General features: G+C 38.6%; 12 protein-coding genes and 1 pseudogene. 12 read left to right on the forward strand and 1 reads right to left on the reverse strand.

The annotated features are described in order from the left end of the window. The first annotated feature begins 9 nt into the window (after positions 1 to 9). Both DXB43_RS01470 and DXB43_RS01475 read left to right on the forward strand, forming a co-directional pair. A complete protein-coding gene (locus DXB43_RS01470; protein ID WP_117946305.1) occupies positions 10 to 1437 on the forward strand; it encodes a glycoside hydrolase family 1 protein in 1428 nt (475 codons plus the stop codon). A gap of 181 nt (positions 1438 to 1618) precedes the next feature. After that, on the forward strand, positions 1619 to 2092 hold the full coding sequence (locus DXB43_RS01475) for a hypothetical protein (RefSeq protein ID WP_117946307.1): 474 nt from the start codon (positions 1619 to 1621) through the stop codon (positions 2090 to 2092). Between the two features lie 62 nt (positions 2093 to 2154). Here the strand turns inward: DXB43_RS01475 and DXB43_RS15745 are convergent. Continuing rightward, a pseudogene (locus tag DXB43_RS15745) lies at positions 2155 to 2538 on the reverse strand (plasmid mobilization protein); the annotation flags it as partial. Positions 2539 to 2561: 23 nt separating this feature from the next. On the opposite strand from DXB43_RS15745, the gene DXB43_RS01485 reads away from it, so the two are divergent. The 10 genes from DXB43_RS01485 (at position 2562) to DXB43_RS01530 (ending at position 17167) form a co-directional block, all read left to right on the forward strand. Then, positions 2562 to 2915: an AbiH family protein gene (locus tag DXB43_RS01485; protein ID WP_117946309.1), complete on the forward strand. Its 354-nt coding sequence runs from the start codon at positions 2562 to 2564 to the stop codon at positions 2913 to 2915. A gap of 884 nt (positions 2916 to 3799) precedes the next feature. Beyond that, on the forward strand, positions 3800 to 4291 hold the full coding sequence (locus DXB43_RS01490; protein WP_117946311.1) for a GNAT family N-acetyltransferase: 492 nt from the start codon (positions 3800 to 3802) through the stop codon (positions 4289 to 4291). Between the two features lie 99 nt (positions 4292 to 4390). After that, a complete protein-coding gene (locus tag DXB43_RS01495) occupies positions 4391 to 5065 on the forward strand; it encodes a nucleoside phosphorylase (protein WP_243006617.1) in 675 nt (224 codons plus the stop codon). A 320-nt stretch (positions 5066 to 5385) separates the two neighbouring features. Then, complete coding sequence (locus tag DXB43_RS01500; protein ID WP_117946315.1) at positions 5386 to 7446, forward strand: hypothetical protein; 2061 nt, start codon at positions 5386 to 5388, stop codon at positions 7444 to 7446. A 209-nt stretch (positions 7447 to 7655) separates the two neighbouring features. Then, positions 7656 to 10667: an AAA domain-containing protein gene (locus tag DXB43_RS01505; protein ID WP_117946317.1), complete on the forward strand. Its 3012-nt coding sequence runs from the start codon at positions 7656 to 7658 to the stop codon at positions 10665 to 10667. Positions 10668 to 10753: 86 nt separating this feature from the next. Then, entirely contained in the window at positions 10754 to 11377 is a 624-nt protein-coding gene (locus tag DXB43_RS01510; protein ID WP_117946319.1) for a TetR/AcrR family transcriptional regulator, read from the forward strand. A 280-nt stretch (positions 11378 to 11657) separates the two neighbouring features. Then, entirely contained in the window at positions 11658 to 13424 is a 1767-nt protein-coding gene (locus DXB43_RS01515; RefSeq protein ID WP_117946321.1) for an ABC transporter ATP-binding protein, read from the forward strand. Position 13425: 1 nt separating this feature from the next. Beyond that, on the forward strand, positions 13426 to 15159 hold the full coding sequence (locus tag DXB43_RS01520; RefSeq protein WP_117946323.1) for an ABC transporter ATP-binding protein: 1734 nt from the start codon (positions 13426 to 13428) through the stop codon (positions 15157 to 15159). A 126-nt stretch (positions 15160 to 15285) separates the two neighbouring features. After that, positions 15286 to 16617 (forward strand): uracil-xanthine permease family protein, encoded by a 1332-nt coding sequence (locus DXB43_RS01525; protein ID WP_117946558.1) that lies wholly within the window; start codon positions 15286 to 15288, stop codon positions 16615 to 16617. A gap of 13 nt (positions 16618 to 16630) precedes the next feature. Next, complete coding sequence (locus DXB43_RS01530) at positions 16631 to 17167, forward strand: TIGR00730 family Rossman fold protein (RefSeq protein WP_117946325.1); 537 nt, start codon at positions 16631 to 16633, stop codon at positions 17165 to 17167. Positions 17168 to 17192: the final 25 nt, after the last annotated feature.

Consider the following 17192-nt stretch of genomic DNA (forward strand, 5'->3'; position numbering starts at 1 on the left):
AATTAAAAAATGAAAAATTATAACCGTATGCCGGAAAAATTTCTCTGGGGCGGAGCAACTGCTGCAAACCAGTATGAAGGCGGTTGGGATGAGGATGGCAGAGGCCCGTCCATTGCAGATGTCCTGACAGGAGGAAGTGTGGATAAGGAACGTCGTCTTACACCGCCGGCACCGTTACCGGAAGAATTTTATCCCAATCACCAGGCAACTGATTTTTATCATCACTGGAAAGAGGATATTGCTCTTTTTGCAGAGATGGGATTTAAGGTATATCGTTTTTCTATTTCCTGGTCCAGAGTGTTCCCAAATGGGGATGAGGAAACTCCAAATGAGAAAGGCCTTAAGTTCTACGACAATGTGATCGATGAGTTGAGAAAATATAACATTGAGCCGCTGATAACGATCTCTCATTATGAGAATCCCCTTCATCTTTCTCTGGAGTATGGCGGATGGAAAAGCCGTAAGATGATCGATTTCTATCTTCGATTTGCAAAGGTTTTATTTGAGAGATATAAAGGTAAGGTAAAATATTGGCTGACTTTTAATGAAATCAATATGCTGACGCAGGACTTTGGTGCGGTATTCTGTGCAGGAATGCTGGACCCGAAGGATGTATGTGAGCAGAGCCGTTATCAGGCAATGCATCACCAGCTGGTAGCAAGTGCACTTGCAGTTTCCATGGCTCATGAGATCAATCCGGAGTTTATGCTTGGCTGTATGCTTGCTTATCACAATGGTTATCCATATACCTGCCATCCGGATGATATCTTATATGCACAGCAGTTTGGGCAGATCCACAATTCCATTGCCGGTGATGTTCATGTAAGAGGATATTATCCGGGATTTGCAGCGAGATACTTTGAGGAGCACGGAATCCAGCTGGAGGTTCTTCAGGAGGATAAAGAGATCCTCAAGAAGGGTACGGTGGACTTTTTCACCATCAGCTATTATTCCAGTAGCTGTGTCAGCGTGACAAAGGACGGAGAGAAAACGGCCGGAAATGGAAGTGACAATCTGAAAAATCCATATCTGAAAGCTTCCGACTGGGGCTGGCAGATCGATGCAACTGGTCTTCGCTATGTTCTGAACCAGATCTATGACCGCTATCAGATTCCAATCATGATCGTGGAAAATGGTCTTGGGGCGGTGGATCAGCTGACAGAGGATGGAAAGATTCACGATGATTACCGTATTGAATATATGCGCCGCCATATAGAGCAGATGAAGGAAGCAATCCATGACGGAGTAGATCTGATCGGCTACACCTGCTGGGGCTGTACAGATCTTGTCAGTGCCTCCACCGGAGAATTCAAGAAGCGTTATGGTCTTATCTATGTAAATAAAAATGATGACGGGACCGGAGACTTTTCCAGAATCCGCAAAGATTCTTTTTACTGGTACAAAAAAGTGATTGAATCCTGCGGTGAAGAGCTTTAACTGAATCAACTGCGAAGCAGTTATCTGGTGTAGAATTATGTGGCGAATGCGGTTGCTTTTATCCGGTTGATGACAAAATCCTGGAGTATGACAATGTACTCCGGGATTTTTTGGAAAGGTTGACTTTTACACGGTAAAGTGTAATACTTATTGTAAGTGACGAATGTGATGAGTGTTTTTTATGTCGGATGAAAAAGTACTGCAGGTAGCGATACTTATATGGGGATGTGTATTTTGTGCCATAGCTGCATTATGTATATTTCTGAGCAGTAATTATGACAGGGAAAAGCGTCGGTATCTTATCCTGATGGAGAGTTTTGCTTCCCTGTTATTGCTGATGGATGCCATGGCACATATTTTCAGCAGATATCCCGGAGTTCCGGGCAGTGTGATGGTCTGTATTTCGAGTTTTCTCGTATTCCTTTTAAGTGACGTATTCCTGCTGTGTTTTCACATTTATGTGTGTGTTTATCTGTTTTCGAAGAAAGAGCGGAGAACATTAAAAAGAGTAAAAGCCGGATATGTTATTGCTGCCGCAGGGGCTGCTTTTGTGGTGATCTCGCAGTTTACTCACTGGTATTATTACATAGATGGGGATGAATCAGGAAATGTATCAGCTGATAAGCAGAGAGGGCAAGATAAAGGAAAGACTTGAGATCGCAACGATACTGAATAAATGCATTGCTGAGCTGATATCAGGAGAAGATGAAGATGCGGCGATTTTGTTTCATGGTGTTCTCCTTCCCAAAGATACTTAGCACTATCAAGCAGATCAATGATAGCTGTAAGCATATTGTTATAGTCGGTCTGTAGTTCCTTAATTTCATCATTGGTAGGAAGATTGCTTAAATTTTGTTGATTACAGCAATTAGTAAATGCTTTCTGTATTTCAAGTAATTGCAGATATAATGCATTAACAGTCTGCACAAGAGGATATATAGTTTCTTTCTTGCCGACAACGCAGATGCGGTTATAGATGCAGGAACGGACAAAGTAATCTTTCTTCATCATGCCACTGGCAAGAATGCGGGCTTCGATTTATTTGCGTTCAGCATCGCTGATTCTAAAACTTATAGTTGGATGTTTGTGTTGATTGCTCATGGTAAAGCTCCTTTCATAGTGGGGTGACAGCAGGTACAGTTAAGCACCCGCAAGCCATATTTGATTATTCTGAAACGCTTGAAAGGATATATGGGGTATGCAAACATAATATCTGTCATATACATGGGATAAGAGAGATAAATTATGAAGAACAAAAACGTAAGGATATGGTTTCAATTGGCAAGGATTATAGTAAACTGATTATTGGATATGAGGAAAAATTATTAAATTTAAAAGAGCATAATTTACTTTATAATGATGAAAACATAAGAAATGCTATTCATATTGCTAAAACGGGATTAATAAAAGATACGAATCAAAATATATTTCATGAAAAAGAATTTTTTGAAGATATCGAAAAAGCAGATATTCAGTAGGTTTATCATATTCAGATGTAGATATGCCATATGTTAAGGAAATATGTGATAGACTTAGAAAATCGAAAAAAATGAGAGCGAGTAGGTGGTATCTTGAAGAATATGATTCAGTTGAACGCAGAAATGAATTTAAAAGAAAAATTACAAAAGTAGGATATAGTGGTAATTTCGCAGAATTTAAAATGTAGATGTATTAGAGTATATGTTAAGACTTTAAACCAGTCTCTTATGTAAAAGTGAGACTGGTTTATTCGTATAAGATATAATTGAATCATCAGCTGTGCAGGTGTGCCAACAAACGTTTTAACTTATAATAAAAAATCGCTAATGTTATACTAAGTATAGGTTTGCCAACTATATTAAAAACAAAGGAGACTATCATAAATGAATGTTAATAGTTTGGCACATACAAAGTGGAATTGTAAGTAGTATATTGTATTTGTGCCCCAAATACAAGAAGTCATATCTATACAGCAGAGTAGTATGCATGGAAGAAAAACAGAGTATGGTGAAATAATATTTAAAAATATATTATTGACAATGATGGTATATTTACCAACAAAAAAGGAGAACATACAAATGAATCAGAACTTATATTCAAGACGTTATATGTACATGTATTACGGACGTACACAGCTATAAATATGCAAGATTAGTGCATTAGTTTATGGCTTGTAGGTCTTTTAGTCTAGTGCATTAAGCCAGAATATAAGAGATGATTTAACATATTTTAGATTGGAAATATCGCACTGGACTTTGAGGGTTTAGTGCGATTTTTTATGTTGTCAGGCATCCGGAAGGAGCTGCCGGTGGCAGGTTTTGTAGGTGAAAGAGCATTTGTAAAGAACTGTTGGAAATAGGTTTACAAGAAGGAGAGATAAAAAATGAATGATGTAATAGAATTGGAACTCATAACAAGTGGAGAAGCAGAAGGTTTGCATAAATTGCAGGTAGAAGCATTTATAGCGTTATATGAAAAATATCGGGATGATATTACAAGCCCGGCAAAAGAAAGTCTTGAAAAAATAACACAGAAGATAATTGAAGACAATTCGGATTTCTATTTTATTTTGTTTAATGGTAAGAGAGTAGGTGGTGTAAGAGTTAAATGGCATAATGGGAGAAATGTAAAATGGATTTTCCCTTTTTTTGTTATTCCGCAATTTCAAAATAAAGGAATAGAAAGTGCTGTAATAGAACGATTATTTGAAGTGTATTCTTCTGACACAATAGAATGGCGGTTAGATACTATTAAGCAGGAAGAAAAAAATTGCTATTTATATGAAAAATGTGGATTTGTCAGAGTCGGCAATGAAACAGTTATAAACGAAAAAATGACTTTAGTTGAGTATACAAAAACTTGTAAAAAATCATGAGGCAGAGTGACCTAAGGAGGCAGAAAAATAATAACAGAGGCATTTGATAATTCAGAGGCAATAATTAGACAGGAGGATTTTTATGGGGAGAAAAAGCAGTTGTGTGATAAGTGTATTATTGTTTTTTCAGAGCAGATATTTGACTATATACTGAAAACATATGCACATGAGCAGGCTGGTACAATAAAGTGTTGCAATGGAATTACAAAGGTATATGTTTTTGAAATAGATAAAATGAAAATTGCCGCATACTTAAGCCATATAGGTTCTGCAATGGCAGGGAGTGATGTGATAGATGCAAATTGGCTGACGGGTGCAAGCAGGTTTATTATGTTTGGTTCAGCAGGTTCGCTGGATAGAGATAAGACAACTGGAAAGTTTGTTATTCCAATAGAAAGTTACCGGGAAGAAGGAATGAGTTATCACTATGCAGAACCATCAAATTATATAAAAATTAGAAATCATCAGATTGTGAAATCCATATTTGACAATTTAGGACTTCCTAATGTGGCAGGAAAAGTCTGGACAACGGATGCAATATATCGGGAAACGAAAGCGAAGCTTGACGCAAGGAAAAAGGAAGGATGTATTGCCGTGGAGATGGAACTGGCTGGAGTTCAGGCAGTCTGTGATTTTTATGGTTGGGATTTATATAATTTTCTGGTTACAGGCGATGTGCTGGACCGGGCAATTTATGATGCAACTGGACTGGCGGCAGCAAACCATGACGTGGACAAATTATATATCGCAATTGAACTTGCCAAGAGAATTTGACACGTTGATATTTATTGATGAATCCAGTAGTAAAATATTATTTATAGATAGAAAAATCAGACAATTTGTCAATAAAAGGGTTGCAATTTGTAAAAAATAGTCGCATAATATCTATATCATATTTGGGAGAGTGAGTTATGAGAAATGAGCGCAGATATTATAATAAGAAAAAAATTAGAAGTTCACAAAAGAGACAATGCTTAGGGTGTTGGCTTTTTTGTGGGCTTTTTTGTATTTAAAATTTGAAAAAAACAATTAGAGAAAAATTTCAAAAAGTCATAATTGGTTTTAGATACTACTAGAATTGCATTGGAGGTACAATGGATAAAATAGAATATTGGGTACAAATAATAAGGGAATATATTTTGAACAATAATTTAAATGTTGATAAAGCAACTTTTTTGACCATAGTAATTGGACAAATTACAATATATGGAATATTACTAACATTTTACCAATTTGTGGCGTCATATCAGGGAAGTGAAATAGGAATAAATAGGTATTTAGGGATTAATATAAAAGAATTTTTTGTAAAGAAAAAGATAAAAGTTTTTAATAATTTTATATCAAAAAAAGGTTTTGGCATTATAGTTATATTGGAAATTTTGTATAAGCCTTTTATAACGATTTATAGGGCAGTTCTTCCTATAAAAACCATTAGTATAATGAATTTTATTTGGTTTGGATTTGCAATTACATATTTTGTTTTATTTGTAATTATTTTTTATCAATGCACGAAAAGTGTACTAGTAATAAAAATGTTATCTGATGCAAAAACGCAAGAGTTTGTGATGGAGGATATTAATAGAATTTTTTTGAAAAAAACAGTAAAAGATAGAATTAAATATACAAATATAGAATTATTACGTAAAGACTTTAGATGTTTATATTATGCCATTAAAGATGATGATAATTATGGATTACAAGAGAAATATGACAAATTGATTTCGTTTATTTTTGAAGATTATAGGAAACAAAAAGAACATGAATTCTCTTTGGGAAAAAAATATAATATAGAATTCAAAAATCAAAAAAATTGGATATATAATACAAAAAAGGAAGTATCTCTATTACAAGAGATTATAGATGAAAAATATTTTCGGGTAGATAAGGAAAATATAGAAAAAATTATGAATTTTTATCTGGATGTATGTAAACAAAATATTTCGAGAGCTGAATTAGAAGGATATGATCAAATTAATTATAATAAGTATATTAGTTTGTCGTTGAACGAGAATAATAGTATATTTGATGCCAGTGGGTGGAAGGAAGTATTATTAGAAATATATATAAAAATGGATGATGAAAGAAGACAATCATTGATACATCGCTTATATATAGAAATATGTAATAGACAAGAATTATATGCATCATATTGTGACGAGTGCCTTAAAAGTTTTATTACAATGGAAGTAAACGATATATTTAAGGAGAAAAGAAAACAAAAAGATGTTATTGATTTATTTGGAACAATCATAAATGAAGAAAATTTTAATGACTATTTGACAGAAATAATAAGAGATAGAATTGATTATTATAATAAAATTGATATAGAAGAAATATTAAAACAGTTAAGCAAACAAAATTGTACATATTTATTTACATATATTGTTATGTATTATTCTTTGTATAGATTCCGATTGGAGTGGGAATTTTTTAATATAAAGATGTTAAGAGTATTATGGAATTATCATGGTGATATGAAAAGTGATGAAGAAGCAGTGATACAGAAGATAAAAAATACAAACATAGGGCATCGGTTTGAAAAGAAAATGTATACAAAGTTGATGGAGTATATTGACGCCAGTCCAAATGGAAATTTATTTAATACTGTTTGTAAAGACGGGATATTAGATGCGTTTTATATTTGGACAATAAAAAGCAGTGTTACTAATTCAGATGAGGTGATGTATTGTATATATCAAGATGATTATGATATGGCGTCACAAATAGCAATTATAAATGAAGTGTCAAAGCATGATGAATTATTAGAATGCCAGACTATTGCCGAGTGGCTCCAATATATGAAATACAAAACATTTGCAGGACAAACTAGTTTTCCTGAAAAATTAGAGATTTCACTTAGATGTCTTTTGTTAACAGGCATGCATGTATTGGTTGTTATAGCATTTATGAGGGAAAAGAGTTATTTACGTGCGGATATTTTTGGAATATATATTTTAATTAAGATAAATGAGTTGTCGCATAAGGTGCAAAATCAGGATGATATAAAAGGAATTGTAAGAAACGCATTTATAGCAAGAAATATGAATGTAGATGAATATATAGATATGATAGAAAGGGAGTGCAGCATATGCAGGAGTGAAATTAATTATGTTCAAAAGGAGAAGATGAAAGAATATTTGTTGAAAACTTTTTGACAGAAATGAAATAAAACTTCTGAAAGAATAGTTTATGAACAAATTCTTGATGCTAAAGAACTGATTTATTTTCCATATAAAGTTCCCGCCGCCTCTATTCCAAAACGCTTCCCAAGACCCTGCTATGAACTACCCACCAAGATTTCAGCCATACTTGAAGCAAAGCAACCTATCGACCCGAAACATTACAAAACAAACAATTATAAACCATGAACACAATTTGCAGAGATATCTTCCGGGCCATTCATGAGAGAAAATGGCTCAGTATAGAGTACAGAAACGGAAAAGATGAAGTAACAAAATATTGGATTGGAATTATGGAGATAGACCCTATCCGGAAATCCATGCATGTAATGGGACTGCATTTGGGGCAGTATACCACAATGAGCCTTTACATTTATATTGATTCCATACTGTCATCGGCAGTAATAGAAGGCTCTTATTTTGAAACAAAGCGGGAGCTGATAGATGATATTACATATAATCAGGGAAAATACCGGAGAATCTTTGATAATGTTGCAAATCTGAAGGTGCTCAATTATCTTGTTGACTGCAATAAAATGGATTCTGTACCTTACAAAACAGATTATGCACTCATTGAGCATCTGGATGGTGAATGGCAGGGGACTTATAAGCTCACACCGGAGCAGTTTAGGCAGATTGTATCAAAGTTTCAATATGGAGCAAAGGATGCCGCTTCCAAGAAGAAAATGAAGCAGCTGGCAATAAATGTATTAAGTATACATACGCCCAAAGGCGTATATGTGCTGGCATACCGAAAGCTGCGGCTGGATGTGCAGAAGAAGACCTTAAGGCAGGATGAAGAAATAACCGTCTGCATGGAGTTTGCGTTGGAGAAGAATAAGCCGGAAGCAAAATTTGGAATCCGGAAATTTTTAGATGCAGATGACTATGAACTTTTAAATGATTTTGAAAAGAATCAGGAACTGATAAAAGATAAAATAACGAAGTCCAATCCCCAGATAAATGGTGTGGATGATATGCCATATGTAATTGCAGTCGGCAGGGATTTGCTGGTGGATCTTCATCAGGAGTATGAAGCAATTCATAAAATGTATGAAAAAGATGAAGTGACCATTCCGATAAAAGCATTTTTCGGAGAACTGTTAAAACAGGTAGACCGAAGGAAAAATTATCCGATAACACTTTTAGACCGGAAAATCAATCTGGACCAGTTACTGGCAATTCATAATGCCATGAAATATCCGCTGGCATATATCCAGGGACCGCCGGGAACCGGCAAAACAAATACCATCGTAAATACTATGGTGACTGCTTTCTTTAACGAGAAAACGGTCTTATTTGCGTCTTATAACAATCATCCCATTGATGGAGTGTGCGATAAATTAAAGTCCATTCCTTATCGGAATAAGGGGATGATACCATTTCCGATTATCCGCCTTGGAAATGATAAATGCGTGCTGCAGGCACTGGATGATATTCGGGATTTGTATAAGCGGACAAAGGATATTTCCATATTTGACAGTACCCTTGAGAAGAACAAGGACGATAAGACGAGAAGGACGGAGAAGCTGACCAAGCTTTTACAGAGGCATGAAGAGAGAATCGAATTAAAGGAGCGGGAAGAAGCGATTCTTAAAATGATAGAGACTAATCAGCATCTGACCTTTCAGACAGAATTGCAGGGTGTTCAGCTTCAGGAGGTACGGAAAAAATTAGCAGAAATTGGTGAGATTACAGATGAAGAAGCATTGAAACTTGTAGTGGAAGATGAGGAGCTGTTTAAGAAATATCTCTACTATACGTCTGCAAAATATATTCAGCGTCTGAAGGAACCGAAAAATCAGGATTTGATGGAGATTGTAAACTGTCCGGATGAGGAAAAGAAAGTCAAGCAGTTTAATACCTATATCCGTCAGGAAGAAAATTTGAAGAAGTTCCAGAGAATTTTCCCGTTTATTGCAACTACATCCATATCGGCACATAAGATTGGTGAGCCGGGAACTTATTTTGATATGGTCATCATGGATGAGGCAAGCCAGGGAAATATTGCCATGTCATTAGTGCCGATTATCCGGGGCAGAAGTCTTATGTTAGTAGGTGACCCGCAGCAGTTGAGCCCGGTAATTCTGCTGAATCCCATAGATAATGAGAAGCTTAAGCGGATTTATGGAGTGACAGATGAGTATGATTATATAAAGAATTCCATTTATAAGACCTATCTGGCATGTGATGCAGTCAGCGAGGAAATTCTGCTCAGCCACCATTACCGCTGCAATAAAAAAATTATTTCATTTAATAATAAAAAATATTATAACAACAAGCTGATTATCAACAGTCCGGATAAAGAAGCTAATCCGCTGATTTTTAAGAATATTCCAGCAAATACCACCAACTATAAGAATACAGCGCCGCAGGAAGTGGAAGAGATTATTTCGTTTATCAAAGAACATCCGGATAAGAGTATTGGTATCATTACTCCGTTTACCAATCAGAAAGAGCTGATTAACAAGGCGTTGAAAGACAATGGGATGGAAAATATTCCCTGCGGAACGGTTCATGCATTTCAGGGAGATGAAAAAGATGTTGTGCTTTTTTCGCTGGCAATCACCCAGCAGACTTATCAGGGAACTTATGACTGGCTGAAAAATAATAAAGAACTGATTAATGTGGCAACCTCCCGGGCAAAAGACCAGTTGGTAATATTGTCGGATATCAAGGAACTGAAGCGTCTGCATTCCGCTGGGGATGATGATATTTATGAACTGGTAGATTATGTCCAGACCAACGGTGAGGCGCAGGTGACAGCAAGAGAGACCTCTTCCAGGGCATTGGGAATCAAGCCGTACAGCACGCAGACAGAGGCTGCATTTTTAACCACATTAAATCATGCACTAGATAATGTGCTGAATACAAATAACCGCTGCGTTGTGCAGAGAGAAGTCAGCATTGCACACGTATTTCAGGAAAATGAATCCTATGACGACCTTTTTTATACCGGAAGATTTGACTTTGTGGTATATGAAAAAGGATACCGGGGACAGGACATGCCGATACTCGCCATTGAGTTAGACGGAAAAGAACATAAAGAAAATGCCATTGTACGGGCGAGAGACGAGAAGAAAAATGCAATTTGCCGGTCACATGGATTTGAGTTAATCCGGGTGGAAAATTCTTATGCTAGAAGGTATAATTACATTAAGAATATACTGATACAGTATTTTAAGAGTGTAAGGTAACGAAAAACCCCTTGACATCTCACCCAAAACTTATTATATTTATAACAGTGTTATATAACACTGTTATAAATGAAACGGAGGCATCAGTGACTAAACCAATCGAAGGCGTATCGGAAAGAATACTTTCCTGCGCAACGGAAGAATTTTTAGAAAAGGGTTATTCCGATGCATCGCTTCGCACCATTGCGGCGAAAGCGGGAACAACCACAGGTTCTATTTATTCCAGATTTAAAGACAAAGAAGGGCTGTTTGTAGCAATTGTAGGACCGGTGGCAGAGTATATGATGAATCTTTTTGTGAAGACGCAGGAAGAATTTCATGCAGTAGAGCCGGAGCGGCAGCCGAAAGAAATGGATGACTATGTAATATCCGGAATGGATGAAATGCTGGATTACATCTATGATAATTTTACCGCATTTCAGCTGTTATTAGAGGCGTCCTATGGAACGAAGTTCCAGAATTTTGTAGAACAGTTGGCAGAAGTAGAGACAGAATATACCTACAAGTTCATGGAGGTTATTCATTTTCAGAATGAAGATGGAAATGAAGTGACGGAAGAGTTCATCCATATCATGACCAGAGCATTATTTGACAGCATGTTTGAAGTTGTCCGCCACAAGATGGAGAAGGAGACAGCTCGGAAATACATACATATGTTGGAAAAATTCAACTATGCAGGCTGGAATACCATTTTAAAATTCGAAGTGTAAAAGATAGTAAGACTGCTTATCTTGTAACAGCAGGAAGCAGTCTTTTCTTAAAAACACAGGTTAGTCAAAACTAATTTACATTAGATACACTGTACGATGGAAATATCAAAAAGGTGCATTCCAGAATCCCAAAAGTCAGTTCTTCTGCCTGAATACCAACAGTGAGGTGGCACTTGGCTGTGAAAATATGTGGCAGCAGCACACCGGGAGCAGTTTTTAAAACAGTTTTCGTTTCAATAAGAAGAAAGAATCAATTATTTTTAAAGGAGGAGAAGAAAAAGTGAAAAAGGAAAGTTCCTTATCAAAGCTTTTTGCCTATGCCGGTAAATTCCGCTATCTGACCATAGCATCCTGGATTTTATCGGTAATCAGCGCATGGCTGGCTTTGGTACCATTTTATTACATCTGGAGAATTATGAAAGAAGTACTTTCTGTGGCACCGGATTTTGGCAAAGCAGCTCATTTAAAAGAATATGGCTGGGCAGCTGTTGGATTTGCCATTTTATCCATGATGGTTTATGTGTGCGCGCTGATGTGTTCCCATCTGGCAGCATTCCGCGTCCAGGCAAATATCCGCACCAGCCTGATGCGGCATATCCTGACACTGCCAATGGGATTTTTAGATAAAGACGGAACCGGCAAAATCCGTAAAATCGTCAATGAATCCAGCACAGCAACAGAGACCTATCTGGCGCACCAGTTACCGGATCAGGCAGGAGCCATCGCAACACCGGCAGGTCTTTTGGTATTGCTTATGGTATTTGATTTCCGGCTTGGTCTTTTGAGTCTGATTCCTGTGGTGGCAGCATTTTTGATTATGGGAACCATGACCGGACAGCGTATGAAAGATAAGATGGAAGAATATCAGAATGCATTGGACGAAATGTCCAGCGAAGCAGTGGAATATGTCCGTGGAATCCCGGTAGTAAAGACTTTCGGACAGTCGGTATTTTCATTCAAACGCTTTCAGACCTCTATCAGGAAATATGAAAAATGGACGATTGCGTACACGAAGGAAATGCGGGCACCGATGACGGGCTATACAACAGCAATCAATGCGGTATTTGCAGTGCTGATTGCAGCAACATATTTTTTTGCCGGAAAAGGAGGAGATAATACCTTTTTATTGAATCTTTTGTTCTATATTATCATTACGCCGATTATCACTGTGACCATGAATAAAATTATGTATTCCAGTGAAAATCAGCTGATTGTAGCAGATGCAATTTCCCGTATCGAAAGTATTTTAGAAAAGAAACCGTTACCGGAAACCGCCCATGCACAGGAGCCGGAGAACAACTCCATTACCTTTGAAAATGTATCCTTCCGTTATGAAGATGCCGGAAGAGATGCACTGCATCAGATTAATCTTGTCATCAAAGAAGGCGAGCATGTGGCATTTGTAGGACCGTCCGGCGGCGGAAAGACGACGCTGGCAAGCCTTGTGGCACGATTCTTTGATACTACGGAAGGGCGCATCCTGATTGGAAATAAGGATGTGAAGGAAATTTCTTCCAGGCAGTTAATGGATATGGTGTCTTTTGTATTTCAGGACAGCAAATTATTAAAAACTTCCATTTTGGAAAATGTCCGCATGGGAAAGAAGGAGGCAACCAGAGAAGAAGTCATGCAGGCGTTAAAGGAAGCCCAGTGTGAAGATATTATTGCGAAGCTTCCGGATGGAATTGATACAGTAATCGGAAGTAGCGGAACCTATGTATCCGGTGGAGAAGCCCAGCGGCTTTCCATTGCAAGAGCCATGTTAAAGAATGCACCGATTCTGATTTTGGATGAAGCAACAGCCTTTGCAGACCCGGATAATGAAGCAAAGGTGCAGGAAGCGTTTTCCAGACTGTCTAAGGGCAAGACCGTAATTATGATTGCCCATCGTCTGTCCTCTATTGTAGACGCAGACCGGATTTGCGTTTTAAAGGATGGCAGTATTGCAGAAGAGGGGACCCATGAGACGTTACTTCAGAAAAATGGTGTATATGCCCATATGTGGGAAGAATACAACAAATCGGTACAGTGGAAGGTAGGTGCGTAGCATGAGCTGGAAAGAAAAATTACAACATAAATATGCACTATCAGAGCAGGGCACAAATGACATGATAAAGGCATTTCTGACAGCAACCGTTTCCAATATTGTGTTGATGTTTCCGGTGGGACTGCTGTATTTTCTGGTGGAGGATTATCTGAATGATAACTTAAGCGGCAGAGGCGTGTTCTACCTTGTGGGAAGTATTCTCTGTCTGGTTCTGATTGCAGTGACAACGTATATCCAGTATAACTGTACCTTCCTTGCCACCTATGTGGAAAGTGGTGTGCGAAGAATTACGCTGGCAGAAAAATTAAGAAAGATTCCATTATCTTTCTTTGGCAAAAAGGATTTATCCGATTTGACCAGCACCATTATGGCGGACTGTGCCACGATAGAAATGGCATCCTCCCACTATATTCCGGAGCTTTTTGGAGCTTGTGTTTCCACCGCAATGATTGCTGTCAGCTTCTTCTTTTTTGACTGGCGGATGGCACTGGCTGCACTGTGGGTACTTCCGGTATCATTCCTCATTGTGCTGAGTGCCGGAAAATTTTTAAGATATCTTAGCAGAAAACAGATGAAACTGAAAATGGCCTGCGCAGATGGTATTCAGGAATGCTTGGAGACGGTCCGGGATTTACGGGCAAATGATGCGCAGGAAAATTATATGGCTGGACTTGAGAAGAAGATTAAAGCGGTAGAAAAACATGCAGTGGCGGCAGAACTTGGAAATGCTGTCTTTGTATCCGGTGCCCAGATGATTTTAAAGCTTGGAATTGCAACGGTGGCACTGGTTGGCGGAATCTTACTTTCGAAAGGAAGTATTGATTTACTGACTTTCTTTATGTTCTTATTACTGGTATCAAGACTTTATGACCCGATGCAGATTTCCCTGCAGAACCTTGCCGCCATAATCAGTGTGGATGTGCAGTGCGAGCGGCTGGACGAAATCTTATCCCATCCGGTACAGAGTGGAAGCAACGAGATGAAATATGATGGATATGATATTGCATTTTCCCATGTGGGATTTTCCTATGACAGTAAGGAGAGTGTGCTGAAAGATGTTACTTTTACTGCAAAACAGGGCGAAGTCACAGCATTAATCGGACCATCCGGCGGCGGTAAGACCACGGTCTCAAGACTTGCCTCAAGATTCTGGGATATCGATAAGGGAACGATTACGGTAGGCGGCATGGACATTTCAAAGATTGACCCGGAAACACTGATGTCTCTTTATTCCATTGTCTTTCAGGATGTTACACTTTTTAACAATACGATTATGGAAAATATCCGTATTGGACGTTCCGATGCAACAGACAAGGAAGTCATTGCGGCAGCAAAATTGGCACACTGTGATGAATTTGCAGATAAACTGCCAGAGGGCTGGCATACCATGATTGGGGAAAACGGTTCTGAATTATCCGGCGGAGAACGTCAGAGAATTTCCATTGCAAGAGCATTTTTAAAGAATGCACCAATTATTTTCTTAGATGAAGCAACTGCATCCTTGGACGTAGATAATGAAACACTGATTCAGGAGGCACTGTCCCGGCTGATTCAGGATAAGACGGTTATGATTATTGCACATCGTATGCGTACAGTGGCAGATGCAGATAAGATTGTGGTATTAAAAGATGGAGTGGTAGCCGAAGAGGATGTGCCGGAAGAACTTACAGCAAAGGATGGCGTTTACCGGCATATGGCAAAGACACAGCTTCAGGCAGCAGGCTGGAAATTGTAAAAAGCAGTTGACCTCCCCTTTATTCCGTCATAAGATAAAAAAGATAGCGAGTATGCTATTGCGGAAATAGATAACGGAGGAAAAAAGAAAATGAGTTTTTCAGAAAGAAAAAACACAAAAGATGGTATGGCAGCAGGTCAGAAAGCCAGCGTAGATAATATTTATGCGCTGGATGGCAAAGTGCCGGTTTTAAATGCAATTCCATTTGGCTTGCAGCATATTTTAGCTATGTTTGTAGCCAATATTGCACCGATTCTGATTGTGGCAGGGGCCTGCGGAATGGATGCAAAGAATACGGCAATGATTATTCAGAGTGCAATGATGATTGCTGGAATCGGAACATTGATTCAGTTATTCCCAATCTGGAGAATCGGTTCGAGACTTCCGATTGTCATGGGAATTTCCTTTACCTTTGTATCCATTGCCTGTGTCATTGGCGGACAGTATGGCTATGGAGCAATCATGGGAGCGGTTCTTGTTGGAGGTATCGTAGAAGGTGTCCTTGGACTTTTATCCAAATACTGGATGAAACTGGTAACACCGATTGTAGCAGCTACCGTTGTAACAGCAATTGGATTTTCCCTGCTTGAAGTAGGCGCAGATTCCTTTGGTGGTGGCAGCAGCAGTGCAGATTTCGGATCTGCAACCAACTGGATACTTGGAACTGTGACACTGGTATGCTGTATCGCATTTAATATTGTAGCAAAATCCTATTTCAAACAGTTATCCGTACTGTTTGGACTGATTGTAGGTTATATTGTGGCACTGTGTATGGGGGTAGTTGATTTTTCTGCACTTTCCGATACAAGTCTTCTGGCGCTGCCACATCTGATGCCATTTAAAATGGAATTTCATGCAGATGCCATTATCGCATTTGTTCTGATATTTTTAGTATCGGCAACCGAGACAATCGGAGATACTTCGGCACTGGCATCATCCGGCTTAAACCGTGACGTTACTACAAAAGAAACTGCGGGCTCGCTTGCCTGTGACGGATTTGTCAGTGCATTATCTTCGGTATTTGGCTGTATGCCGATTACATCCTTCAGCCAGAACGTAGGTCTGGTTGCCATGACCAAGGTTGTAAACCGTTTTGTCATTGCAACAGGAGCTATAATTATGATTCTGGCAGGAATTTTTCCGGTAGTGGGCGCAGTACTTGCCACACTGCCAAGTGCAGTTCTGGGCGGATGTACAATTATGATGTTCGGAACTATTGTAATCAGTGGACTGCAGATGATTGGAAAATGTGGATTTTCCCAGAGAAATATTACCATATCGGCACTGTCCTTAAGTATCGGATTAGGCTTTACTCAGCTGCCGGATTTATTTGCAATCTTCCCAGGCATTATCCGTTCTATCTTTGCAGAAAACTGTGTAGCAGTTGTATTCCTTACTGCCATTATTTTAAATCTTGTATTGCCTAAAAATATGGAAGTAGAACGTCAGGAAAAGTAGCAGAGGAGAGCATATGAATATAGCAGTATATTGCGGTTCATCCGCAGGAAGTAAGGAAGCATATACCATCGGTGCAGTAACCCTTGGCATGTGGATTGCAGAGAACGGACACACACTGGTATACGGTGGAGCCCGGGGCGGATTGATGGGAACCATAGCCAATTCCGTATTATCCAATGGTGGAAAAGTTATCGGTGTACTGCCACAGGTGGAATCCATCCAAAACCGCAGACACCAGTTTTTGACAGAGTACATAGATACGAAAGATATGGCGGAGCGGAAAGCGAAAATGATAGAGTTAGCAGATGCTTACATCGCACTGCCGGGTGGTCCGGGAACCTTAGACGAGTTATCGGATATCATATCCCTGCAGCGTCTTCACATCAATGAGAATCCATGCATTCTTTATGATATTGATGGCTTCTATCAGCCACTGAAAGCATTTTTCGAAGAAATGCAGAGCTCAGGCTTTGCAGCAAAAGAAGATTTTAACCGTCTGCTGATTTCCAAAGATTTATCGGAAATTGAAGCATTTATCCTGCAGCATTAAATGAAGCAGGAAAATAAAGCCGGGG

The sequence above is a fragment of the Roseburia sp. OM04-10BH genome (assembly GCF_003462605.1).
GTDB classification, from domain to species: Bacteria; Bacillota; Clostridia; order Lachnospirales; family Lachnospiraceae; genus Roseburia_C; species Roseburia_C amylophila.

Excerpts from the sequence above, each read along its gene's own strand:
- DXB43_RS01520 (WP_117946323.1), top strand. The coding sequence starts at position 13,426 with ATGAGCTGGAAAGAAAAATTACAACATAAATATGCACTATCAGAGCAG.
- DXB43_RS01505 (WP_117946317.1), top strand. The coding sequence starts at position 7,656 with ATGAACACAATTTGCAGAGATATCTTCCGGGCCATTCATGAGAGAAAA.
- DXB43_RS01525 (WP_117946558.1), top strand. The coding sequence starts at position 15,286 with ATGGCAGCAGGTCAGAAAGCCAGCGTAGATAATATTTATGCGCTGGAT.
- DXB43_RS01475 (WP_117946307.1), top strand. The coding sequence starts at position 1,619 with ATGTCGGATGAAAAAGTACTGCAGGTAGCGATACTTATATGGGGATGT.
- DXB43_RS01470 (WP_117946305.1), top strand. The coding sequence starts at position 10 with ATGAAAAATTATAACCGTATGCCGGAAAAATTTCTCTGGGGCGGAGCA.
- DXB43_RS01530 (WP_117946325.1), top strand. The coding sequence starts at position 16,631 with ATGAATATAGCAGTATATTGCGGTTCATCCGCAGGAAGTAAGGAAGCA.
- DXB43_RS01500 (WP_117946315.1), top strand. The coding sequence starts at position 5,386 with ATGGATAAAATAGAATATTGGGTACAAATAATAAGGGAATATATTTTG.
- DXB43_RS01490 (WP_117946311.1), top strand. The coding sequence starts at position 3,800 with ATGAATGATGTAATAGAATTGGAACTCATAACAAGTGGAGAAGCAGAA.